Origin of the sequence: Rhizomonospora bruguierae (genome assembly GCF_018397995.1) — a bacterium.
Classification (GTDB): Bacteria; Actinomycetota; Actinomycetes; order Mycobacteriales; family Micromonosporaceae; genus Rhizomonospora; species Rhizomonospora bruguierae.
Genome location: NZ_BBQH01000011.1, coordinates 15,147 through 36,237, shown reverse-complemented (window position 1 = coordinate 36,237; position 21,091 = coordinate 15,147). Strand labels below are relative to the sequence as shown.

24 protein-coding genes are annotated in these 21,091 nt (G+C 74.8%); 15 read left to right on the top strand and 9 right to left on the bottom strand.

Annotation, left to right across the window (positions count from 1 at the left end):
• Nucleotides 1-35: 35 nt before the first annotated feature.
• Complete coding sequence (locus KJS59_RS02115) at nt 36-1,466, bottom strand: glycoside hydrolase family 6 protein (protein ID WP_213450518.1); 1,431 nt, start codon at nt 1,464-1,466, stop codon at nt 36-38.
• A gap of 449 nt (nt 1,467-1,915) precedes the next feature.
• On the opposite strand from KJS59_RS02115, the gene KJS59_RS02110 reads away from it, so the two are divergent.
• The 6 genes from KJS59_RS02110 (at nt 1,916) to KJS59_RS02085 (ending at nt 5,407) form a co-directional block, all read left to right on the top strand.
• Nucleotides 1,916-2,395 carry a TraR/DksA family transcriptional regulator gene (locus KJS59_RS02110; RefSeq protein WP_213450517.1) on the top strand — a complete coding sequence of 160 codons (480 nt, stop codon included), beginning with the start codon at nt 1,916-1,918 and terminating at the stop codon, nt 2,393-2,395.
• Between the two features lie 120 nt (nt 2,396-2,515).
• Nucleotides 2,516-2,722 carry a hypothetical protein gene (locus tag KJS59_RS02105; protein WP_213450516.1) on the top strand — a complete coding sequence of 69 codons (207 nt, stop codon included), beginning with the start codon at nt 2,516-2,518 and terminating at the stop codon, nt 2,720-2,722.
• Between the two features lie 27 nt (nt 2,723-2,749).
• Nucleotides 2,750-3,175: an alternative ribosome rescue aminoacyl-tRNA hydrolase ArfB gene (arfB, locus tag KJS59_RS02100; protein WP_213450515.1), complete on the top strand. Its 426-nt coding sequence runs from the start codon at nt 2,750-2,752 to the stop codon at nt 3,173-3,175.
• Between the two features lie 87 nt (nt 3,176-3,262).
• Nucleotides 3,263-3,817, top strand: a complete 555-nt coding sequence (locus KJS59_RS02095) for a MarR family winged helix-turn-helix transcriptional regulator (protein WP_249713795.1) — start codon at nt 3,263-3,265, stop codon at nt 3,815-3,817.
• Nucleotides 3,814-4,620, top strand: a complete 807-nt coding sequence (locus KJS59_RS02090) for an ABC transporter ATP-binding protein (RefSeq protein ID WP_213450514.1) — start codon at nt 3,814-3,816, stop codon at nt 4,618-4,620. The genes KJS59_RS02095 and KJS59_RS02090 overlap by 4 nt, the downstream gene beginning before the upstream one ends.
• Nucleotides 4,580-5,407: an ABC transporter permease gene (locus KJS59_RS02085; protein ID WP_213450513.1), complete on the top strand. Its 828-nt coding sequence runs from the start codon at nt 4,580-4,582 to the stop codon at nt 5,405-5,407. The genes KJS59_RS02090 and KJS59_RS02085 overlap by 41 nt, the downstream gene beginning before the upstream one ends.
• Before the next feature lie 68 nt (nt 5,408-5,475).
• Here the strand turns inward: KJS59_RS02085 and KJS59_RS02080 are convergent, their stop codons facing one another.
• Nucleotides 5,476-6,375: a Gfo/Idh/MocA family protein gene (locus tag KJS59_RS02080; RefSeq protein ID WP_213450512.1), complete on the bottom strand. Its 900-nt coding sequence runs from the start codon at nt 6,373-6,375 to the stop codon at nt 5,476-5,478.
• A gap of 50 nt (nt 6,376-6,425) precedes the next feature.
• Here KJS59_RS02080 and KJS59_RS02075 point away from each other — a divergent pair, with 50 nt between their 5' ends.
• The 4 genes from KJS59_RS02075 to KJS59_RS02060 all read left to right on the top strand — a co-directional run bounded on the left by KJS59_RS02075 (nt 6,426) and on the right by KJS59_RS02060 (nt 10,346).
• Nucleotides 6,426-7,295 (top strand): DUF72 domain-containing protein, encoded by an 870-nt coding sequence (locus KJS59_RS02075; protein ID WP_213450511.1) that lies wholly within the window; start codon nt 6,426-6,428, stop codon nt 7,293-7,295.
• Between the two features lie 77 nt (nt 7,296-7,372).
• Nucleotides 7,373-8,587, top strand: a complete 1,215-nt coding sequence (locus KJS59_RS02070) for a sensor histidine kinase (protein WP_213450510.1) — start codon at nt 7,373-7,375, stop codon at nt 8,585-8,587.
• Entirely contained in the window at nt 8,584-9,252 is a 669-nt protein-coding gene (locus KJS59_RS02065; RefSeq protein ID WP_213450509.1) for a response regulator, read from the top strand. The genes KJS59_RS02070 and KJS59_RS02065 overlap by 4 nt, the downstream gene beginning before the upstream one ends.
• Before the next feature lie 74 nt (nt 9,253-9,326).
• Nucleotides 9,327-10,346: an alpha/beta hydrolase gene (locus KJS59_RS02060; RefSeq protein ID WP_213450508.1), complete on the top strand. Its 1,020-nt coding sequence runs from the start codon at nt 9,327-9,329 to the stop codon at nt 10,344-10,346.
• 6 nt (nt 10,347-10,352) lie between these two features.
• On the opposite strand, the gene KJS59_RS02055 is transcribed toward KJS59_RS02060, so the two are convergent.
• From KJS59_RS02055 to KJS59_RS02030, 6 genes are all read right to left on the bottom strand, one after another.
• Nucleotides 10,353-10,649 (bottom strand): DUF6158 family protein, encoded by a 297-nt coding sequence (locus KJS59_RS02055; protein WP_213450507.1) that lies wholly within the window; start codon nt 10,647-10,649, stop codon nt 10,353-10,355.
• A 20-nt stretch (nt 10,650-10,669) separates the two neighbouring features.
• Nucleotides 10,670-10,960 carry a hypothetical protein gene (locus KJS59_RS02050; protein WP_213450506.1) on the bottom strand — a complete coding sequence of 97 codons (291 nt, stop codon included), beginning with the start codon at nt 10,958-10,960 and terminating at the stop codon, nt 10,670-10,672.
• A 72-nt stretch (nt 10,961-11,032) separates the two neighbouring features.
• Nucleotides 11,033-11,494 carry an SRPBCC family protein gene (locus KJS59_RS02045; RefSeq protein ID WP_213450505.1) on the bottom strand — a complete coding sequence of 154 codons (462 nt, stop codon included), beginning with the start codon at nt 11,492-11,494 and terminating at the stop codon, nt 11,033-11,035.
• A 23-nt stretch (nt 11,495-11,517) separates the two neighbouring features.
• Nucleotides 11,518-11,934, bottom strand: a complete 417-nt coding sequence (locus KJS59_RS02040; RefSeq protein WP_213450504.1) for a DUF2795 domain-containing protein — start codon at nt 11,932-11,934, stop codon at nt 11,518-11,520.
• A 30-nt stretch (nt 11,935-11,964) separates the two neighbouring features.
• On the bottom strand, nt 11,965-12,741 hold the full coding sequence (locus tag KJS59_RS02035; RefSeq protein ID WP_249713794.1) for a YihY/virulence factor BrkB family protein: 777 nt from the start codon (nt 12,739-12,741) through the stop codon (nt 11,965-11,967).
• 95 nt (nt 12,742-12,836) lie between these two features.
• A complete protein-coding gene (locus KJS59_RS02030; RefSeq protein WP_213450502.1) occupies nt 12,837-14,258 on the bottom strand; it encodes an aldehyde dehydrogenase family protein in 1,422 nt (473 codons plus the stop codon).
• 71 nt (nt 14,259-14,329) lie between these two features.
• Between KJS59_RS02030 and KJS59_RS02025 the strand changes: the two genes are divergently transcribed.
• Nucleotides 14,330-15,922, top strand: a complete 1,593-nt coding sequence (locus tag KJS59_RS02025) for a phytoene desaturase family protein (RefSeq protein WP_213450745.1) — start codon at nt 14,330-14,332, stop codon at nt 15,920-15,922.
• Between the two features lie 78 nt (nt 15,923-16,000).
• Here the strand turns inward: KJS59_RS02025 and KJS59_RS02020 are convergent, their stop codons facing one another.
• Nucleotides 16,001-16,450 (bottom strand): SRPBCC family protein, encoded by a 450-nt coding sequence (locus tag KJS59_RS02020; protein ID WP_213450501.1) that lies wholly within the window; start codon nt 16,448-16,450, stop codon nt 16,001-16,003.
• A gap of 160 nt (nt 16,451-16,610) precedes the next feature.
• Here KJS59_RS02020 and KJS59_RS02015 point away from each other — a divergent pair, with 160 nt between their 5' ends.
• From KJS59_RS02015 to KJS59_RS02000, 4 genes are read left to right on the top strand one after another with little or no spacing between them, the layout of a single operon-like run.
• Nucleotides 16,611-18,299: an HAD-IIIA family hydrolase gene (locus tag KJS59_RS02015; protein ID WP_376771109.1), complete on the top strand. Its 1,689-nt coding sequence runs from the start codon at nt 16,611-16,613 to the stop codon at nt 18,297-18,299.
• The gene (locus tag KJS59_RS02010; protein WP_213450500.1) at nt 18,296-19,258 is read left to right on the top strand and encodes a glycosyltransferase; all 963 of its coding nucleotides are present in this window, start codon (nt 18,296-18,298) and stop codon (nt 19,256-19,258) included. Before KJS59_RS02015 ends, KJS59_RS02010 begins: the two co-directional genes overlap by 4 nt.
• Nucleotides 19,243-20,460: a glycosyltransferase gene (locus KJS59_RS02005; RefSeq protein ID WP_213450499.1), complete on the top strand. Its 1,218-nt coding sequence runs from the start codon at nt 19,243-19,245 to the stop codon at nt 20,458-20,460. The genes KJS59_RS02010 and KJS59_RS02005 overlap by 16 nt, the downstream gene beginning before the upstream one ends.
• Nucleotides 20,460-21,083, top strand: coding sequence for a D-sedoheptulose-7-phosphate isomerase (locus tag KJS59_RS02000; protein WP_213450498.1), 624 nt, complete (start codon nt 20,460-20,462; stop codon nt 21,081-21,083). The genes KJS59_RS02005 and KJS59_RS02000 overlap by 1 nt, the downstream gene beginning before the upstream one ends.
• Nucleotides 21,084-21,091 lie beyond the last annotated feature (8 nt).

Sequence of the window (21,091 nt, the reverse complement as noted above, 5' to 3'; positions counted from 1 at the left end):
CGGGCGGTGACGCCCGGCCCTCACCATTGGGCCGGTCAGGTGCAGGCCCGCCCGTTGAAGGCGAAGTTGGTCGGCGGGGCGAGCGTCGTACCGCTGTAGGTGCCCTGCAGGCCGATCGTCACCGAGGCGCCGCTGCCCAGCGGGCCGTTCCACGCCGCGTTCGTGGCGGTGAACTGGCCGCCGGACTGGCTCCAGGTGCCGTTCCAGCCGGTGGTGAGCTGGGCCGAGTTGCCCAGCGAGAACGTCAGCGTCCAGGAGGTCACCGCCGCGCCCCCGTTGGTGATCGTCAGGTCCGCGGTGAACCCGCCCGGCCAGATGTTCGGCGTCCACACCACCCGGCAGCTACCGGCCGGTGGCTGGGTCGTGGGTGGCTGGGTCGTGGGCGGCTTGGTGGTGGGCTGCTGGGTCGGCGGTTGGGTGGTGGGCTGCTGGGTCGGTGGCTGGGTGGTGGGCCGCTGCGTGGGCGTCTGGGTGGGCTGCTGGGTCGGCGGGTTGGTCGCACCGGCGGCGATCGCCAGGTCGTACGCCCGCTGCGGGACGAACTGGCCGGCGCCGGCGAGGCAGCCGTCCGCCTCGCCCGGCAGCTTGATCCACAGGTACGCGTCAATCGCCGAGTCACCGGTCTGGTTGGTGCTCGGGATGCCGATGGCGCGGCCCGCCGGGTCGCACCACTCGGAGCCGGCCGGCCCGTTGCCGTTGCGGCTGCTGTCGATGACCGCCTTCAGCCGGGACACGCCGGTGGCCTGGATGACCGACTTGGCGTACGGGATCAGCTCCGAGTTGGCCCGGTAGTTGGACACGTTGACCGAGATGCCGTCCGCGCTGTTCGCGATGTCCGCGCCGACCAGCCGGGACGCCATGTCCGAGGCGGACAGCCACGCCGAGTGCGCCGCGTCGAAGTAGACCTTCGCCTGGCTGGACGCCGCCTTCAGCTTCTTGCCCGCGTACGCCATGGACGCCTTGACGTCGTTCTGCTGGCTGGCGTTGAGGCAGTTGCTCATCTGCGCGAGCACGTCCGGCTCCAGGATGATGGTCGCCGCGCGGCCGTTGAGCCCGGCCGCCACCTGGTCGATCCAGGCCCGGTAGCTGGCGTGGTCCGGGGCGCCGCCGCTGCTGGCGCCGCTGCAGTCCCGGTTCGGGATGTCGTAGACCACCATGATCGGGATCTTCCCGGCCGCGGCGGCCGCGCCGACGAACGCGTCGACCTGCGCGCGAACGGTGGACGTGTTGGTGGTGGTGAACCACCGTGCCTGCGGGACGTTGGCGATGCGGTCCCGGATCACCGGGGTCTTCGGGTCGTTCGGGTTGGCCGCGACCCACTTGGCGGCGGCGGTTTCCGGGTCCACGTAGAACACCGAGTCGGCGGCCGACGCGGACTGGGGCTGGAGAATGCCCACGGCCACCGCCGCCGCGGCGGCGACGGTCGCGGCCAGGGCGGCGACGGTCGCGGCTGATCGTCTGCGCATTGCTGTCCTTTCGCGGGTGGACCGCAGGTCCACTGGTGGGGGCTGCGTCGCCGGCGCTGGCGGATGTGTCGCACGATGCGCGGTGACGCGTGCCGGAACCCGCGAGCCGGTACCCGCAAAGGAAAACTCCCGCGGCGGCCGGTGTGCGGCGGGCCGGTCGCCGCTCGCCCGCGGCGCGCCGGCCCCGCCCGGCACTAATGACCGTCGATGGGAGCGCTTCGGACAGAATACGCAACCCCCACCTGCCCTGGGAAGAGGCGGAACCGGGAAACCGGCGGACACGCCCGGCTGCCGCCGGCCTCGTCGAGGCGTGTCCGCACCGCGGCTCCGTGCGGCGGTTTCGGGCCGGAGGGCAGCGGGTAACAGGGCGGCTCACGACAGGCAGCAAAGCCCCCGCGGCCGCTGGCGAAAGCGGTGGCGGCGGGCACTGGATGAAGGGTCCGGTACCTATGCTTGACAACACCACCGCGGTGCCGACCGCGGCCGGCGCTACCGTCGCCCGCACCCCCACCCAGCCGCATCCGGTCCGTCCGGTCCATCCGGCCGGCACGGGGCGCGCGCGCAGCGCCGCGGACACCGACCGGATCCGGCAGCTGCTGCTCGGCCGGCACGAGGAGCTGCGCGGGGAGTACGAGCGGGCGCTGGCCGACCACCAGTTGGTCCGCTCGCAGCACCAGTTGGACGCGGCCGGCGACGACGAGGCGGACACCGGTGCGAAGACGGCGGAGCAGGCGTGGGAGCTGTCCCTGCTGCGCAGCATCGCCGAGCGGCGCGGCCAGGTGGAGCTGGCGCTGCAACGGCTGGACGATGGCGGCTACGGCATGTGCGAGGGGTGTGGCGAGCCCATCCCGGTGGAGCGCCTGGAGGTGTTCCCGTCCGCGACCTCGTGCGTGGCATGCAAGCAGGTGGGCGAGCGGCGTGCGGCCTGACCCGCGCGCCGGCCGAGGGGTCCACATTGTGGACGGCTCGGCCCGTGCCCGGTCGGACCAGGCGGAGTCTGGCCGTTCGTACTACGGTCGACTCCGCCCGGTTTCCGGCATTATTTGCGGATGCGTTCAGGCCCCGGTCTTCTCACCGCCCGCCAGCGCCGGTTCGCGTGGCTCGCCTTCGTGTTGCTCGCGGCCCAGGCGCCGGTCTCGGCCCGGCTGCTGGCCGACGCGTCGTGGCTGTTCTCCGTGTGCGTCGGCATGATGGTCGCCACGGTCATCCTGGCCGACGACGCGGCCCGCCGGCTGGGCCGCGACGAGGCGCGCTGAGCGCCCCCGCCGCCAGATCCGCCACCCGTGAGTGAGCCGCTGCGCGTGCGCGGGTCGTTCGCGATCCCGCGGGCGGAACTGTCCTGGCGCTTCTCCCGCTCCAGCGGCCCTGGCGGCCAGTCCGTCAACACGGCCGACTCCCGGGTCGAGCTGAGCTGGGACGTGGCCCGCAGCCGGGCCCTGCCGCAGCGGCTGCGCGAGCGGGCCCTGGAGCGGCTGGGCAGCCGCCTCGTCGACGGCGTCGTCACGGTCGTGGCCGCCGAGCACCGCGCCCAGTTGCAGAACCGCCGGGCCGCCGAGGCCCGCCTGGCCGCCCTCGTCGCCGAGGCGCTGGCCCCGCCGCCGCCCTCGCGCCGGGCCACCCGGCCCTCGAAGGGTGCCGTGCAGCGGCGATTGGAGTCCAAGCGCCGCCGTGGCGAGCTCAAGCGCGGCCGCCGTTCCCTCGGCGAGTAGCGCCGAGCGCGGTTCCCGGCGGGCGTGGGAAGCGTCACGGTCGGCCGCCGTTAGGAGATACCTCTGTGTGCGAGGTATTTTTCCGGGGTGGCGAGCGAGGAACTGATCGGCGAGTTGATGCGGCTGGCCGCCGGCCTGCGCCGGGTGTCCCGCCGGCGGCTGGCCGGCACCGTGCCCGGTCCACGGCTGCCCGAGGCCCAGCGCGAGTTGCTGATCGTGGTCGAGCAGCGGCCCGGCATCGGGGTCTCGGCGGCGGCCCGGCACCTGCACCTGGCCGGGAACTCGGTCAGCACCCTGGTCAACACGCTGGTCGAGAACGGCATGCTGCGCCGGGAGAACGATCCCGCCGACCGCCGGGCCGCGCGGCTCACCCTCACCGCCGCCGCCCGTGCCCGCCTCGACGCCTGGCGCACCGCCCGGGCGGCCCTGCTCGGCGCCGCGCTCGACCGCGCCGACCCGGCCGACCCGGCCGCCATCGCCGCCGCCCTCCCGGCCCTGCGCCGCCTCCTGGCCGAGGTGGGCGAGTCGGAGGGTGCCACCTCTGCCGGCTACGGCGGGACTGACGGTGGGGCCCACGGGAGCGGCCAGGGCGGCACCGACGCCGGCGGCATCCTCGACAGCGCGGTGGGAGGAAGACCATGAGCGACGATGCCGTGCGGTGCCGCGGCCTGCGGTACCGGTTCGGTGCCACGGTGGCGGTGGACGGCGCCGACCTGACCGTCCGGGCGGGGGAGATCTTCGGGCTGCTCGGCCCGAACGGGGCCGGCAAGACCACCACGATCCGCGCGATCATCGCGCTGCTGCCGGTACCCCCGGGTGTGATCTCGGTGTTCGGCCGGGACGTGGCGCGGCGGCGGATGGCCGTGCGCCGGCTCATCGGGTACGTGCCGCAGCAGTTGTCCGCCGATGCCGCGCTGACCGGCGCGGAGAACGTGGCGCTGTTCGCGCGCCTGTTCGACGTGCCGCGGGGGCAGCGGCGGGCCGCGGTGGACGGCGCGCTGGCGATGATGGGCCTGTCCGATGTGGCCGGACGCCGGGCGGCCACCTACTCGGGCGGCATGATCCGGCGGCTGGAACTGGCGCAGGCGCTGGTCAGCGCGCCTCGGCTGCTGATCCTCGACGAGCCCACGATCGGCCTGGACCCGGTCGCCCGGGCCGGCGTGTGGGAGCGGATCACCGCCGTGCGCGCCGAGACCGGCATGACCGTGCTGGTGACGACCCACTACATGGACGAGGCGGAGCAGTCCTGCGACCGGGTGGCGCTCATGCACCGGGGCCGGGTGGGTGCGCTCGGCACGCCGGCCGAGTTGATCGCCGGCCTGGACGGCGCCGGGACCAGCCTGGACGACGTGTTCCGCGCCTACTCCGGTGAGCCGGTCGAGACCGAGAAGGGAGGGATCCGCGATGTCCGCGCCGCCCGCCGCACCGCCGGCCGCCTGGGCTGACGCCGCGGTCGACCGCCGGATCGGACCGCGCACGCTGCTGTCCCGGGTCGCCGCGATGTGCCTGGTCGAACTGCAGAAGCTCAGCCACGACCGGACCGAACTGGTCACCCGGGCGATCCAGCCGTGCCTGTGGCTGGTGATCTTCGGTACGACGTTCACCCGGATCCGGGCCATCCCCACCGGGGACGTGCCCTACCTGGACTACCTCGCGCCGGGCGTGCTGGCCCAGTCCGCCCTGTTCGTGTCCATCTTCTACGGCATCCAGATCATCTGGGAGCGGGACGCCGGGGTGCTGGCCAAGCTCATGGTCACGCCGACGCCGCGCTCCGCGCTGGTCACCGGGAAGGCGTTCGCGGCCGGCGTGCGCGCGCTGGCCCAGGCGGTGGTGGTGTTCGTGCTGGCCCTCGTGCTCGGCGTGCACCTGACTATGAACCCGTTGCGCCTGGCCGGCGTGGTGGTGGTCGTGCTGCTGGGCGCGGCCTTCTTCTGCTGCCTGTCCATCACGATCGCGGGGCTGGTGCTGTCCCGGGACCGGATGATGGGCATCGGCCAGGCGATCATGATGCCGCTGTTCTTCGCCTCCAACGCGCTGTACCCGGTGGCGCTGATGCCCGGCTGGCTCCAGGTCATCAACCACGTGAACCCGCTCAGCTACCAGGTTGAGGCGCTGCGCGGGCTGCTCCTCGGGGTGCCCGCCCGGCTGCCGCTGGACTTCAGCGTCCTGGCCGGCGCCACCGTCCTGGCCATCGCCGGTGCCTCCGCGTTCCTGGCCCGCCTGGCCCGCTGACCCCGGGCTGCCCGTTCCGGGGGTCCGCCCCGCGCCGGGCGGCGCCGCCCGGGCCGGCAAGCCCCGGGTCAGGGGCGTTCCACGCGGCCGGAGTCGCGGGAGCGTTCGGCGGCGGCCAGGACCGCCACCACCTCGCGGCCGAACCGCACCCCGCACGGGTGGTCGGTACGGCGGGCGGCGGCGTCCGCGATCAGGGCGTCGATCGCCGCGCCGAAGGCCGCGACCGAGGTGCGGTCCCCGGCCGGTACCCGGGCCAGGCCGCGCTCGCCGAAGAACACGAACTCGCGCTCGGTGGCGGCGGGCGGGGCGTCCAGGGTCAGCGACATGGTGCCGGCCGCTCCGGAGGCGTGGCGTAGCAGCACGTGGGTGGTGTCGCGGGGGCCCCGCACCGCGCAGACCTCGGCCACCGGGCCGAGGATCGGCAGGATCACCGCCAGGGCGTGCGGGCCGATGTCCCACAGCCCGCCCTTGTGGCGCCGCCACGGCGACTCGGCGTACGGGTTGCCGGGCTGGAAGATGGCGGCGAACTGGTTCGCGCTCACCCCGTCCCACGGGCCGTTGGCCACGCAGTCGGCGATGAACGCCTCGACCGCGGGCTGGAAGCGGCGGGTGAAGAACACCACCGAGGCCAGTCCGTTGCGCTCGGTGGCGGCCACGACCCGGTCCGCGGCCTCGACGGTCAGCGCGACCGGCTTGTCCAGCAGCAGGTGCCGGCCCGCCTCGGCGGCCCGGGCGGCCAGGTCGGCCTGCACGTCCGGCGGGAGCGCGATGGCGACCGCGTCCACGTCCTCGAACAGGGCCTCGGGGCGGTCGTAGGCGCGGGCGCCGTACCGCGCCGCCAGCGCGCCGGCCTTCTCCGCCGAGCGGCCCCACACCCCGACCAGGTCCGCCTCCGGGTGCGCGGCCAGCGCCCTGCCCTGCGTCTCGGCGGCCCAGTACCCGGTGCCGAGCAGTCCGAATTTCATCACGGGACCCTATCCCGGCTGCGGTTCTGGCCGGCCGGCGGGACGATGGCGGGGTGGGTGAGATCCTCGTCGGCACGGCCTCCTGGACCGACCGGACGCTGCTCGCCTCCGGCTGGTACCCGGAAACGGCCAACACCCCCGAGAAGCGGCTGAACTACTACGCGCGGCGGTTTCCGCTCGTGGAGGTCGACTCCACGTATTACTCGCCGCCGGCCGAGCAGACCACCAGGCTGTGGGCGCAGCGCACGCCCGCGCACTTCGTCTTCAACATCAAGGCGTTCAGCCTGCTGACCGGGCACCCCACCAAGGTCTCCGCGCTGTACAAGGATCTCCGCCCGGAGACGGACAAGAGGAACATCTACCCGGACGCGCTGCCGCCGCAGGCGTACGAGGAGGTCTGGACCCGGTTCCTGTCCGCCCTGGACCCGCTGGTGGCGGCCGGCAAGCTGGGCGTGATCCTGTTCCAGTTCCCGCCCTGGTTCACCATCCGGCGGGCGAACAAGGAGTACCTCATCGAGGTGCGGAACCGGTGCAGCCCGCTGCGGGTGGCGGTGGAGTTCCGCAACGCCACCTGGTTCGACGGGGACAACCGCGCGGAGACGATGGAGTTCCTGCGCCGCCACGACCTGCCGTACGTGGTGGTCGACATGCCGCAGGGGTACAGGTCGTCGGTGCCGCCGGTGGTGGAGGCCACCTCGGACCTGGCCGTCGTCCGTTTCCACGGGCACAGCGACAAGTGGAACAGCCGTGACATCTACGAGCGCTTCGGCTACGAGTACAGCGAGCGTGAACTGAAGGACTGGGCGCCCAGGCTGCGCGCGCTCGGCGACGCGACCGGCCAGACACACGTGCTGCTGAACAACTGCTACGCGGATTACGCGCAGCGCAATGCGAGCACCCTCGTCGACCTGTTGACGGACTGAGGCGGTACCGAGGTACTACCGGGACTGAGTACCCGGGTATCACGACGGCGGCCGATCTTGCCTCGTACCCTGGTCCGGTGAGCGGTAGCGGGGCCTGGCGGTCCCTGGTGACGGTGGTGACGGGCGACGACCCGCCGCTCTCGCCGCCCGCCGGCCGGTTGCGCCGGGTGCGGGCCGCGCTGCCGACGGTCATGCCGATCGTGGCGTTCCTGCTGTCGCTGGCGACCCTGGCCGACGTGCGGGCGCGGATGAGCACTGCCGGGGTGATCGCGTCCGTGGTCGGGGTGGCGTCGCTGGGCCTGCTGCCCCGCCGCACCCTGCTGGCCTGGCGCGTCTGCATCGCGGCCGCGCTCGCGGTCAGCCTGTTCGACCGGCCGGGACCGTGGCTGACGTTCCCCTGGAGCGCCGGGCACCTCATCGCGCTGCTCGCCATCCTGGTCGCGGTGGGGTTCCGGCACGACCTGGCGGTGCTGCTGTGGGTGGGCGCCAGCACCGCGCTGCTGTTCCTGCTGTTCGTGGCCCCGGGCAACGGGCCGGGCATGGTGCTGCTGGTGGCGGTGCTGCTGGCGGTGCCCTACCTGGTCTCGCGGCGGGCGTCGGCGCAGCGGCGACTGGCGCAGGAGGAGGAGCGCTCGGCGCTGCTGACCGAGCGGGCCCGGATCGCCCGGGAGTTGCACGACGTGGTCGCGCACCACATGTCGATGATCGCGGTGCGGGCGGAGACGGCACCGTACCGGCTGGCCGGGGCGCAGTTGCCGGAGCCGGTGCGCACCGAGTTCGCGGAGATTGCCGTGGCGGCGCGCCGGTCGCTGACCGAGACGCGGCGGCTGCTCGGGGTGCTGCGCAGCGAGGCGGACGACACCGCGCCGACGGCACCCCAGCCCGGCCTGGACGACCTGCCGGCGCTGGCCGAGTCGGCGCGCGACGCCGGGGCCGTGGTGACCCTGGAGACGGAGGGCGACCTGACCGGCCTGCCGGCGGGGGTGGACGTGTCGGCGTACCGGATCGTGCAGGAGGCGCTGTCGAACGTGGCCCGGCACGCCGCGGGCGCCCCGGTCCGGGTGGTGGTGTGCCGCGACGGCGACCGGCTGGAGATCCGGGTCGTCAACGGCCCGGGGCGGCCGGGTCCGGCCGGCGGTGGCGCCGGGCACGGCCTGCGCGGGATGCGCGAGCGGGTGTCCATGCTGGAGGGCCAACTGATCGCCACGCCGACCGGTGACGGCGGCTTCGAGGTGCACGCGCTGCTGCCGACGACACCGGGACCGGCGACGTCAGGGCCGGCGGGCGCGTGATCCGGGTCCTGCTCGTCGACGACCAGGCGATGGTCCGGGAGGGCTTCGGTGCGCTGCTGACGGCGCAGCCCGACATCGTGGTGGTCGGCGACGCCGAGAACGGAGCGCGGGGCGTCGCGCTGGCCCGGGAGCGGGACCCGGACGTGGTGCTGATGGACGTGCGGATGCCGGTGCTGGACGGGCTGGCGGCGACCGAGCGGATCCTGGCCACGGCGCCCGGCGCCCACCGGCCCCGGGTGCTCATGCTCACCACGTTCGACCTGGACGAGTACGTGTTCACCGCGCTGCGCGCCGGGGCGAGCGGGTTCCTGCTCAAGGACGCGCCGGCCGCGGAACTGGTGCACGCGGTACGGGTGGTGGCGGCCGGGGACGCGCTGCTGGCGCCCTCGGTGACCAGGCGCCTCATCGCGGACTACGCCGCGCGCGGCCGGGCACAGCGCCCGCGCCGGGTGCCGGAACTGGCCTCGCTGACCCCGCGCGAGTTGGACGTGCTCCGGCTGGTCGCGCGTGGACAGTCCAATCAGGAGATAGCGGCCGGCTTGGTGCTCGCGGAGCAGACCGTCAAGACGCACGTCAGCCGGGTCCTCACCAAGCTGGACCTGCGGGACCGGGCGCAGGCGGTCGTGGTCGCCTACGAGAGTGGGCTGGTGAACCCGGGGGAGTAGCACCCCGGTACGGGGTCGGATGACCACCGTGGAGCGACGCGCCGGCCGGTACCCGCTCCATAACTTGCCCGGTCATGAGGACCTGGCTCGCGCGGCTGCTGGCCGCGTCCCTGCTTCTGACGGCGCTGCGCCCGGTGGCGGCGTTCGCGCCCGCGCCGGTGCCGGCCCCGCTGCCCGGGGTCGCCGGCTGGCTGGCCGACCCGTCCCGCCCGGACCCGGCCACCACCGCGCCGGCCGAGGCAGCCCGGTACTTGGCCGGCCTGTCGCCGGCCGAGCGGGCTTCGCTGGTGGCCGGGTTCCCCGGGGTGGTCGGCAACCTCGACGGGGCCCCGGTCGCGTTGCGGTACGCGGCCAACGCGGCGGCGGGGCCGCAGGTGCTCGCGTACGATCCGCGCGGGGACGGGCGCCGGGTCCAGGTGGTCGGGGACCTGGCCACCGCCGACCGGGTCGCCGTGCTGATCCCGGGCGTGGACACCACCGCCGCGAACTTCGCCACCGGGCTCGGCGGCGTGCTGCGGCGTGCCCCGCAGTGGCAGGCCGAGCAGGTGTGGGGCGCCGCGGGGGACCCGGGGCTCGCGGTGGTCGCCTGGCTCGGGTACGACCCGCCGGAGGGGATCGGGTTGGCCGCCGTCCGCTCGGACCGGGCCGTCGCCGGCGCCGAGGCGCTGCTGCGCTTCCTGGCCGGCCTGGCCGCGGTCCGGCCGTCCGCCTCCGTCGTCCTCATCGGACACAGCTACGGGACGCTGGTGCTGGCGCACGCGGCCGGCCGACTGCCGGCGAGCGTGACCGATCTGGTCCTGCTGGGCAGTCCCGGCATGGACGGTGCCGACGCCGACGCGCTGGGCCACCACGCGGGCCGCGACGCCCGGGTCTGGACCGGCAGCGCCCCCGGCGACTGGACCCGCTGGCTGCCGGACCTTCGGCTGCTCGGCCTCGGCCACGGCACCAACCCGGCGCGGACCTGGTTCGGCGGAAACCGCCTCGACACCGACGGCGTGGCGGGGCACGACGGGTACTTCGTACCGGGCACCCCGTTCATGCGTGAGCTGGCGGCCATCGTGGCCGACCCGGCCGCGGCCGCCGGGCCGCGGTGATCCGGTCTACCAGGCGCCCTCCGCGACCCCGTCCAGGTTCTCCTCGCGGCCGACCTCGTTGGCGCCGGTGCGGGCGCCCTCCCGCAGCCGGCCCGGGTCGACCTCGCGCTCCGGGTGGCGGCGCAGGTACTCCGCCTCCAGCTCCGCCATCCGCCGGTTGTTGTTGACCAGCGAATCGGACGAGCCGAACCGGAGGGTGTCGGTGCGCCTGGTGTGCACACTGGACAGTTCGCGCACCAGGGCGTCGTCGGACAGCTCGGGCGTCGGCACGCCGAGCCCGATGTCCGGTGTCGTCGGGTCCATCGGGGGTTACCTCCTCCGCGTCAGTTCGGGCCCGTCCGGCCGGTCGTCGAGGGCCGCAGCCGCCGGCCCAGCTCGGTGTCCGGGTCCGGGTCCCGGTCGCCGGTGGGCGGCTCGTCGTCGAGGTCCAGGCCGCCCTCGGCGGGGCCGCCCGCCACCCCGGGCGCGTGCCCGAAGGCCGCCTCGGCGCCCGCGTCGCTGCCCGTCACGTCGTCGGTCTGCCCCTCGCCCGCGGAGGTGGCCACCGCCTTGTCCAGTTCGCTGAGCGGCAGCCGCCGCTCGTCCCGCCAGACGCCGTCGGATTGGTCGCTCATGACATAGGCCCTACCCGTGGCGGGTGGGCCCAAACGCGGTGAGGGGCCCCTCACCGCACGTTGGCCGGTGGGTTACGGCGCCGGGCGGTTCACCTCGCCGCGCCACGCGCCGGTCTCGGTGCCGCGCGCCTCGATGAACTCCTTGAACCGGGTCAGGTCGCCCTTCACCCGCACCTTGAGCAGACCGACCTTGTCGCCGACCCGCTCGATGATGCCCTCCGGGTCCACCTCCACCCGGGTGGTGACCCGGGTGTGCCCGTCGTCCAGGCGCTGGAACGTCACCATGCCGTTGTGCTTCGTGCCGCCGGTGGAGGTCCAGGCCACCCGCTCGTCCGGGATCTGCTCGGTGATCTGGGCGTCGAACTCGCGCTTGACGCCGGCGAGCTCGACCTCCCAGTGCGTCATCGTGTCGGACGTCTGCTCGATCCGCTTCACGCCCTCCATGAACCGGGGGAACTCCTCGAACTGGGTCCACTGGTCGTATGCGGTGCGCACCGGGACGGCGACGTCCACCGATTCGACGACAGAACTCATGACTCGACCATCCCTTCGTCGGGTTACCAGCGGTGGGTCTCGTTGGCGTGTCCGAGCGCCGCCCAGACCTCCGCCACCGTGCGGTAGTGGCGGTCCTCGGGCAGCCGGTCCAGCAGCGCCAGCACCCGGTCGGGTGCCTTCCGCTCGCGGGCCGCGGCCCGCAGGCCGGCGGCGTCGCCGGGCCAGTCCGACATCGGCAGGAAACGACCCAGCTCGCTGCGCTGCTCGACCTCCTCGGCCGTCATGCCGGCCGGTGCGCTGCCGCGCCGCTCGCCGTCCGGGATCAGGGTGGCCTCCGGCTGGTCGTCGCCGGCGGGCTCCGGCTCGTGCCACTCCTCGGCCCGGGCGCCGGCGGGCGCGTTGCCCTGCGTCTGCCCGCGCACCTCGGCGGCCATCTGCTCGTCCACCCGCGGTCCGTGCTTGCTGCTACCCCGTTCCATGCCTGTTGTGCCTACCCGGGCGCCGCCCACTCAAACGCCGGCGGCCGGCTCCCTGGTCGGCAGGACCGGCTCGCCGGCCCGGATCCGCCGGCCGCGCTGGAGTTCCGCGTTGACCTCGACACCGAGCAGTACCGCGCAGTTGGACAGGTACAACCGGACCAGGAACGCGGCCACCGCGCCGAGGCTGCCGTAGGTGGCGTTGTACGAGCCGAAGTTGGCCACGTAGAGACCGAAGCCGACCGAGACGGCGGCCCAGCAGATCAGGGCGACCGCGCCGCCGATGGTCAGCCACCGGAACCGGGGCCGCCGGACGTTGGGCGTGACCCAGAACAGCAGCGACAGCAGCACACCCAGCACGAGAACCAGCACCGGCCACTTGCCGGCGCTCCACACCTGGCGCGGGGTGTCGCCCAGGCGCAGCGCGTCGCCCATCGCGTCGGTGACCGGCCCGCTGACGACCAGCACCAGCGCGACCACCGCCATCAGCACCAGGGCGATCCCGGTCAGCCCGAGCTGGAGCGGGCGCAGCTTGTAGAACGGGCGGTCCTCATCGACCTCGTACACCGCGTTCGAGGCCCGGGTGAACGCGCCGACGTACCCGGAGGCGGACCACAGCGCACCGAGCAGACCGAAGCTCAGCAGCACCTTCGCGGAATTCTTCGCCAGCACGACCGCGCGGATCGGGTCCCGCAGGTTGCTCACCACGCCGCCGGGGACGAGCTGGCCGGCGAGATCCATCAGGGCGTCCAAGTGCCGGACCAGCGCGCCGGGGGAGGCGTCCGTCCGTCGTGCCCTCGGCGTTGCCATCCGCGCCTCCCGCCATCCACCGCGTCCCGGATACCCCATACGTACCATCCGGAAACGTCGCGCGAGCGCTTATGCCGGCCCAGCCGGGTCGTTCGTCAACCGGGTACGCCGATGTGCACCGCCTTCGTCGCGGTCATCTCGTCCAGCAGTTCCGGGCCGTAGCCGTACCCGGAGCCGCTGCCCCGCCGCGGGTGCGCCGCGCCGCCCGGCGCCCCACCGAACACCGAGTTCACCTTCACCGTGCCGACCGGCAGCTCCCGCCAGGCGCGCTGCGCGTTGGCCATCGAGCCGGTCAGCACCGTGGCGGCCAGCCCGTACGGCGACCGGGCGGCCCGGGTCAGCGCCTCGTCGAAGTCGTCCACCACGACCACCGGCGCCACCGGTCCGAAGGTCTCCTCCCGGACCACCGCCATGTCGTCGGTGCACGCGGTGAGCACGGTCGCCGGGTAGAACGCCCCCGACCCGTCCGGCACCTCGCCGCCGGTCACCGGTCGGGCGCCGTCCCGCATCGCCGCGGCGACCTGCGCGTGCACCGCGTCGCGCAGCCGTCGGTCCACCAGCGGGCCCAGATCCGTGCCGGGATCCATGCCCGGGCCCATCGTCAACGCCGCCGCCCGCTCGGCCAGCTCCGCGATGAACGGCTCCGCCACCGCGCGCAGCACGTAGATCCGCTCCACCGCCACGCAGATCTGCCCCGCGTTCGCGAACGCGCCCAGCGCCGCCTGCCCCGCCGCCCAGCCCGGGTCCACGTCGGCGGCCACGATCAGCGGGTCGCTGCCGCCGTTCTCCAGCAGCGCCTTCGCGCCGCTCAGGGCGCACGCCGCCGCGATGGAGCGGCCGGTCTCGGTCGAGCCCACGTGCGCCACCACGTCCACGTCGGCGCCGGCCAGCGCCGCACCGGCCGCGCCGTCCCCGGTCACCAGCGACAGCACCCCGGGCGGCAGGTGCGCGGCCAGCAGCCGGGCCAGCGCGTGCCCCGCCGCCGGGGTCCGCTCGCTCGGCTTGTAGACCACCGCGTTGCCGGTCACCAGCGCCGCGCCGAGCAGGCCGCAGGAGACCGCCACCGGGTCGTTCCACGGCGTGATCGCCGCGACCACGCCGCGCGGTTCGTACACCATCAGGTCCGTCGCGCCGAACCCGCCGGCCAGCAAGCGGCCGCGGTGCAGCGGCCCCAGCTCCGCGTACTGGCGCAGCGTGCCCACCCCGGCCGCCACCCCGCCGCGGGCGTCACCGATCGGCTTGCCCATCTCCCGGGTGACCAGTTCGGCGAGGTGGTCCGCCGCCGCGGCCACCGCGTCCGCCGCCGCGTGCAGCGCGGCCGCCCGCGCGGCGGGTGCCGTGCGCGCCCACTCCCGTGACGCCTCCCGGGCGCACTTCACGGCACCCTCCACGTCGGCCGGCGTGGCCACCGGCGCCCGGCTGACCGGGCTGTCGTCCGCCGGGTCGGTCACCGTCAACCAGCGCTGCGCGGCGCCGGTACCCCACTGGCCCGCGATAAGCTGTTCCACCTCGTACATGGGCGGCACCATGCCCGTGGCCGATGCGGCGAAACGTTTCCGGCGGGTGGTACGGGGGTACGGCGGCGCAGATGGGTGCGGCGGACGCGGTCGTGATCGGTGCGGGGCACAACGGGCTGGTGGCCGCCAACCTGCTCGCCGACGCCGGCTGGGAGGTACAGGTCCTCGAGGCGGCCGGCGCGCCCGGCGGCGCGGTCCGCTCCGGCACCGTCACCGCCTCCGGTTACCTCTCCGACCTGTACAGCGCCTTCTACCCGCTCGCCGTCGCGTCCCCGGTCCTGCGCGCGCTGCGGCTCACCGACCACGACCTGCGCTGGCGGCACGCCCCCGACGTCCTGGCCCACCTGTTCCCGGACGGCCGGGCCGCGGTCCTGAACCGGGACCCGGTGCGCACCGCCGAGTCCGTCGCCGCCTTCGCGCCCGGCGACGACGAGCGCTGGCTCGCCGCGTACGCGCAATGGCGGGAGGTGTCGGAGAAGCTGCTCGACGCGCTGTTCACCCCGTTCCCGCCGGTGCGGGCGGGGGTGGCCCTGCTGCGCGGCCTGCGCACGGCGGGCGCCCTGCGGCTGGCCCGCCGGGTGGTGCTGCCGGCGCGCGCGTTCGCCGACGAACTGTTCAGCGGCGAGGGCGCCCAACTGCTGCTGGAGGGGTGCGCCATGCACACCGACCTGTCGCCCCGGGACGCCGCCGGCGGAATCTTCGGCTGGCTGCTCGTCGGGCTCGGCCAGCAGTACGGCTTCCCGGTCCCCGAGGGCGGCGCGTACAGGATCACTCAGGCGCTGGTCGACCGCCTGCTCGCCCGCGGCGGCCGCATCGAGTACGGCGCCCGCGCCGAACGCGTCCCCGTCATCCGGGGCGCCGCCGCCGGCGTGCTCACCGCCGACGGCCGCCGCTGGCGGGCCCGGCGCGCCGTCCTCGCCGACGTCCCCGCCCCCGCCCTGTACCTCGACCTGGTCGGCGCGCAGTACCTGCCGCCCCGGTTGGCCGAGGACCTGGACCACTTCCGCTGGGACGGCTCCACCGTCAAAATCGACTGGGCGCTCTCCGCCCCCGTCCCCTGGCGCACCCCGGCCGTCGCCGGCGCCGGCACCGTCCACCTCGGCGTGGACCGCGCCGGCCTCGACGACTACGCCGCCGACCTGGCCCGCGACCAGGTCCCCCGCCGCCCCTTCCTGCTCACCGGCCAGATGACCACCGCCGACCCGACCCGTTCACCGGCCGGCACCGAGTCCATGTGGGCCTACACCCACCTCCCGCACCGCCCCACCTGGTCCGCCCAGGACGTGCTGGAGCACGTCGACCGGATCGAGGCCACCATGGAGGACGCCGCACCCGGCTTCGCCGCCCTCGTCGCCGGCCGCCACATCGCCGGCCCCGCCGACCTGGAGCAGGAGAACCCGAGCCTGGTCGCCGGCGCCCTCGGCGGCGGCACCTCCGCCGCCTACCAGCAGCTCTTCCTCCGCCCGATCCCCGGCCTCGGCCGCGCCGACACCCCCGTCGACCGCCTGTACCTGGCAAGCTCGTCGGCCCATCCCGGCGGCGGAGTGCACGGCGCCCCCGGCGCGAACGCCGCCCGCGCCGCCCTCTCCCGCAACCGCCTGCTCACCGGCCCCCTCTACCGCGCCGCCCTGGCGACCGCCCACCGCAGCATCTACGCCAGCTAGTCTCGCGGGCAGTGGCTGAGCGGTGACACCCACGCGCCAGCGCCCACCACGCGCCGCCACCGTAGCGGCACTACCGCGTCACGAGGGCTTCGGGCCGCGGTGGACGGCGAAGTCGGCGAGGCGGCGGAGGGACTCGCGGTTGCGGCCGTGCAGGACGAGGTCGTTGATCTTTGTGCGGAGCCACTGGAGCGGGCCGGCGGCGAACTCCTCGGACATGGTGACGCGGGTGCGGCCGCCGTCGAAGGCGGCGAGGCTGATGTGGATGACGGCCTCGCCCAACGGCCAGAAGCGGGCGCGCATGAGCAGGCGGCGGCCGTTGTCATGCTCAAGGACGACGGTGTGGTCCCGGATGGACAGCGGCCACGGGCCGACCTTGTGGTGGATGCGGGAGCCGGTGGTGGGCCAGCCGGGGTCGACGTCGCGGATGTGTGCCGTGCCGACCACCCAGTCGCTGTAGGACCAGCCGTCGGCGAGCACGTGCCACACGCGCTCCGGAGGTGCGTCGACGATCTGCTCCGTCACGGCCACGCGGCGCTGGTACCCGGGTCCTGGTCAGCTAATCGGGCCGGTGGGCGGCGAGTACTGGATCATGGGGATAATGCATCCGCCCAGCCCGGAGGCCCGTCGCGACACGCCGGTGCCGCGGCAGGTGATGTTTAGCATTTCCCGGCCCGGGCACCCGTAGCTCGTGTTGCAGCCGCCGCCGGACCAGACTCGCCCGGGCGCCGAACCGGGCGCGCGCCCGGCCGTGCTGCTCGACGCAGTCCTGTTCGAGGCCGTCCTGTTCGACCGGGACGGCACCCTCATCGAGGACGTGCCCTACAACGGCGACCCGGACCTGGTCCGGCCGGTGCCCGGCGCCCGCGCGGCGCTGGATCGGCTGCGCGCCGCCGGGCTGCGCCTCGGCGTGGTGACCAACCAGTCCGGACTGGCCGGGGGACGGTTCACCGAGGACGACCTGGCGCGGGTGAACGCCCGGGTGGAGGAACTGCTCGGCCCGTTCGACACCTGGCAGGTGTGCCCGCACGACGGCGATGCCGGATGCGCGTGCCGCAAGCCGGCGCCGGGGCTCGTCCTGGCCGCCGCGGCGGCGCTCGGAACCCGGCCGGACCGGTGCGTGGTGGTCGGTGACATCGGCCGGGACATGGCCGCCGCGGGGGCGGCGGGAGCCACCGGCATCCTGGTGCCCACGGAGGTCACCAGGGCGGAGGAGGTGGCCGCGGCGCCCGCCGTGGCCGGCGATCTCGATGCCGCGGCCGGGTTGATCCTCCGCCGGCAGCGGATACTCAAACCGGCGACCGGAAGCGTGGGGGCGGGGCACGGGCACCGTCCCCGCACCTTGCTCGCCGTGCGCGCCGACTCGGCGGGCGACGTGCTGGTCACCGGGCCGGCGATCCGGGCCCTCGCGGCCGGCGCGGACCGGGTGGTGCTGCTGTGTGGGCCGCGCGGCCGGGCGGGTGCGGAGCTGCTGCCCGGCGTCGACGAGATCATCGAGCACCGGCTGCCGTGGATCGACCCCGATCCCGAGCCGGTGCGCCGCCACGGGATGGAGGCGCTGATCGACCGGCTGGCCGCGGTGCGGGCGGACGGGGCGGTGGTGTTCACCTCGTTCCACCAGTCGGCGCTGCCGCTGGCCGTGCTGCTGCGCATGGCCGGGACGCCGCGGGTCGCGGCGATCAGCGACGACTACCCCGGCACGCTGCTGGACGTGCGGCACCGCGTGCCGCTCGGCATCCCCGAGGCGGAGCGGGCGCTGTCGCTGGCGGTGGCGGCCGGGTACCCGCTGCCGCCGAACGACGACGGGCGGCTGCGCCTGCGCGCCGACCGCACCCTGGACCGCATGCCGCCCGGCGAGGCCGCCGAGCCGGGTTTCGTGGTCGTGCACCCGGGCGCCAGCGTCGCCGCCCGGGCCTGCCCGCCCGATCGGTGCGGGGAGATCGTCGCCGCGCTGGCGGCGGCCGGGCACCGGGTGCTGGTCACCGGCGGGCCGGGGGAGCGCCGGCTGACCGCCTCGGTGGCCGCGCGCGGCGGCATCGACCTGGGCGGGCGCACCGACATGGGTCAGCTCGCCGGGGTCATCGCGCGGGCGTCCTGCCTGGTGGTCGGCAACACCGGGCCGGCGCACCTGGCGGCGGCGACCGGCACCCCGGTGGTGAGCCTGTTCGCCCCCACCGTCCCGTTCGGACAGTGGGGGCCGTACCGGGTGCCCTGGGTCCGGCTCGGCGACGCCACCGCGCCCTGCCGCCACACCAGGGCGTCGACCTGCCCGGTCGCGGACCATCCCTGCCTGTCCAGGGTGGACCCCGCCGAGGTGGTGGCGGCCGTGCACCGGTTGGCGCACCGGATGCCCCAGCAGGCGCTGGAGGAGGTCGCGTGAACATCCTGCTGTGGCACGTCCACGGCTCGTGGACGACGGCGTTCGTGCAGGGCAAGCACCGGTACCTGGTGCCCGTCACCCCGGACCGCGGCCCGTACGGGCTGGGCCGCGCGCGTACCTACCCGTGGCCGGAGACGGTGGTCGAGGTGACGCCGGGCGGGCTGGCCAACGCCGACATCGACCTGGTCATCCTGCAGCGCCCCGAGGAGGAGGATCTGGTCCACGCGTGGACCGGGCGGACCTTCCCCACCGTGTACGTGGAGCACAACACACCCAAGGGTGCGGTGCCCGAGACCCGCCACCCGATGGCGAACCGGGACGACGTGCTGCTGGTGCACGTCACCGACTTCAACGCGCTGATGTGGAACGCGGGCGGTACCCGGACCGCCGTCGTGGACCACGGCATCTGCCCGCCGGCCGCCTCCTGGACCGGCGACCTGCACCGGCTCGGGATGGCCGCCAACGAGCCGGTCCGCCGGCTCCGCGTGCTCGGCGCCGATCTGCTGCCCCGGTTCGCGGCGGTGGCGCCGGTCGACGTGTACGGCCTGGGCGTGACCGGCCTGCCGGGCCGGCTGGGCCTGCCACCCGAACGGCTCGCCGTGTACGACGACCCCACCCAGGCGCAGATGCACGCCCAACTGGCGCGGCGCCGCCTGTACCTGCACCTGCCCCGCTGGACCTCGCTCGGGCTGAGCCTGATCGAGGCGATGGCGATGGGCATGCCGGTGGTGGGGCTGGCCACCACCGAGGCGGTGGTCGCCGTGCCGCCGGACGCCGGGGTGCTGGCCACGAAGGTCGACACCCTGGTCGAGGCGGCCGAGTGGCTGCTGCACGACGAGGCGGCGGCCCGCCGGCTCGGCGCCCGCGCGCGGCGGGTGGCGCGGGGCCGCTACGGGCTGGACCGATTCCTGGCCGACTGGGACCGCATTGTGGAGGAGGAGAGATGCGCATCGCGATGATTTCTGAGCACGCGAGTCCCCTTGCCGAACTCGGCGGGGTGGACGCGGGCGGGCAGAACCTGCACGTCGCCGACCTGTCGACGGCGTTGGCAGACCTCGGCCACGAGGTGCGCATCTACACCCGCCGGGACGCGGAGGACCAGCCGGTCGCCCAGCCGATGGGCGACGGGGTCAGCGTGGTCAACGTGCCCGCCGGCCCGGCCCGGTACGTGCCGAAGGACCTGCTGCTGCCGCACATGAAGGAGTTCGGCGACTGGGTCGGCGAGCACTGGCGGGACGACAACTGGCAACCGGACGTCACCCACGCCCACTTCTGGATGAGCGGGCTGGCCGCGATCGCCGCGAGCCGGCCGATCGGGGTGCCGGTGGTGCAGACGTTCCACGCGCTCGGCTCGGTGAAGCGGCGCCACCAGGGCGCCATGGACACCAGCCCGCGGCTGCGCATCGGGTACGAGCGGGCCATCGGCGGCGCCGTCGACCGGGTCGTCGCCCAGTGCCAGGACGAGGTGCGGGAGCTGATCCGGCTCGGCGTGCCGCGCACCCGGATCAGCCTGATCCCGTCCGGGGTCGACGCCGAGCGGTTCACCCCGGACGGTCCGGCGCAGACGCGCGACCCGGACCGGCCGGTGATTCTCTCGGTGGGGCGGATGGTCGAGCGCAAGGGCTTCGCGGACGTGATCCGGGCGATGCGGGTGGTGCCGAACGCCGAGTGCGTCATCGTCGGCGGTCCACCCGGCGCCGAGCTGGGTCGGGACCCGGTCGCCAAGGGACTGCAGGCGCTGGCCGCCGAGTGCGACGTGGCGAACCGGGTGCGGCTGGTCGGCGCGGTGCCCCGCGAGGACATGCCGCGCTGGTACCGCTCGGCCGACGTGCTCGCCAGCGCCGCCTGGTACGAGCCGTTCGGGCTGACCCCGCTGGAGGCGATGGCCTGCGGCGTGCCGGTGGTCGCCAGCGCCGTGGGCGGGATGCTGGACACGGTCGTGGACGGGCTGACCGGCACGCTGGTGTCGCCGCGCGACCCGCGGGCGCTGGGCAAGGCGCTGCGCCGGCTGGTGGACGACCGGGTGCGCCGCCTGGCGTACGGCACCGCCGCCCTGGACCGGGCCCGCAGCTGCTACTCGTGGAAGCGGGCGGCTACCCAACTGTCCTCGGTGTACGCCTCGCTGTGCCGGCTGCGCCGGCCGACCGGCGCGGTCGCCTGATGGGCGGGCAGCGGCAGACTCTCCTGGACGACCACGTCGACGCGCTGGCCGCCGCCCTGGGCCCGTTCCGCCGCTCGGCGCCGCTGCTGGCGCGCTGGGGCACGGCGCTGGCCTGGACGGTGGGTCAGGGCGGGCGGCTGCTGGTCGCCGGCAACGGTGGCAGCGCGGCGGAGGCGCAGCATTTGGCCGCCGAACTGGTGGGCAAGCTGCGTGACGACCGGCCGGCGCTGTCCGCGATCGCGCTGCACGCCGAGACCTCCTCGCTGACCGCGATCGCCAACGACTACGGGTACGCCGAGGTGTTCGCCCGGCAGGTGCGCGCCCATGGCCGGCCGGACGACGTACTGCTGCTGATCTCCAGCAGTGGCCGCAGCGCGAACCTGCTGGCCGCCGCGGCGGCCGCTGCCGAGCTGGGGATGCGCCGCTGGGCGTTCACCGGGCCGGCGCCGAACCCGCTGGCGTCCGCGTGCGACGAGGCGCTGACGGTGCCGTCCACCGACGGGCAGGTGGTGCAGGAACTGCACCTGGTCGCGGCGCACGTGCTGTGCGAGCAGGTCGAGGTGGCACTGCCCACGGTGCTCGGCCTGATTCGGTCCTATTCGGAAGCGCGGGTTGTCCCGTGAGCGGGAGG

Excerpts from the sequence above, each read along its gene's own strand:
- KJS59_RS02055 (WP_213450507.1), bottom strand. The coding sequence starts at position 10,649 with ATGGACCCGACGACACCGGACATCGGGCTCGGCGTGCCGACGCCCGAG.
- KJS59_RS02035 (WP_249713794.1), bottom strand. The coding sequence starts at position 12,741 with ATGGCAACGCCGAGGGCACGACGGACGGACGCCTCCCCCGGCGCGCTG.
- KJS59_RS02115 (WP_213450518.1), bottom strand. The coding sequence starts at position 1,466 with ATGCGCAGACGATCAGCCGCGACCGTCGCCGCCCTGGCCGCGACCGTC.
- KJS59_RS02005 (WP_213450499.1), top strand. The coding sequence starts at position 19,243 with ATGCGCATCGCGATGATTTCTGAGCACGCGAGTCCCCTTGCCGAACTC.
- KJS59_RS02000 (WP_213450498.1), top strand. The coding sequence starts at position 20,460 with ATGGGCGGGCAGCGGCAGACTCTCCTGGACGACCACGTCGACGCGCTG.
- KJS59_RS02040 (WP_213450504.1), bottom strand. The coding sequence starts at position 11,934 with ATGGAACGGGGTAGCAGCAAGCACGGACCGCGGGTGGACGAGCAGATG.
- KJS59_RS02025 (WP_213450745.1), top strand. The coding sequence starts at position 14,330 with ATGGGTGCGGCGGACGCGGTCGTGATCGGTGCGGGGCACAACGGGCTG.
- KJS59_RS02090 (WP_213450514.1), top strand. The coding sequence starts at position 3,814 with ATGAGCGACGATGCCGTGCGGTGCCGCGGCCTGCGGTACCGGTTCGGT.
- KJS59_RS02105 (WP_213450516.1), top strand. The coding sequence starts at position 2,516 with ATGCGTTCAGGCCCCGGTCTTCTCACCGCCCGCCAGCGCCGGTTCGCG.
- KJS59_RS02085 (WP_213450513.1), top strand. The coding sequence starts at position 4,580 with ATGTCCGCGCCGCCCGCCGCACCGCCGGCCGCCTGGGCTGACGCCGCG.
- KJS59_RS02050 (WP_213450506.1), bottom strand. The coding sequence starts at position 10,960 with ATGAGCGACCAATCCGACGGCGTCTGGCGGGACGAGCGGCGGCTGCCG.
- KJS59_RS02060 (WP_213450508.1), top strand. The coding sequence starts at position 9,327 with ATGAGGACCTGGCTCGCGCGGCTGCTGGCCGCGTCCCTGCTTCTGACG.
- KJS59_RS02030 (WP_213450502.1), bottom strand. The coding sequence starts at position 14,258 with ATGTACGAGGTGGAACAGCTTATCGCGGGCCAGTGGGGTACCGGCGCC.
- KJS59_RS02045 (WP_213450505.1), bottom strand. The coding sequence starts at position 11,494 with ATGAGTTCTGTCGTCGAATCGGTGGACGTCGCCGTCCCGGTGCGCACC.
- KJS59_RS02110 (WP_213450517.1), top strand. The coding sequence starts at position 1,916 with ATGCTTGACAACACCACCGCGGTGCCGACCGCGGCCGGCGCTACCGTC.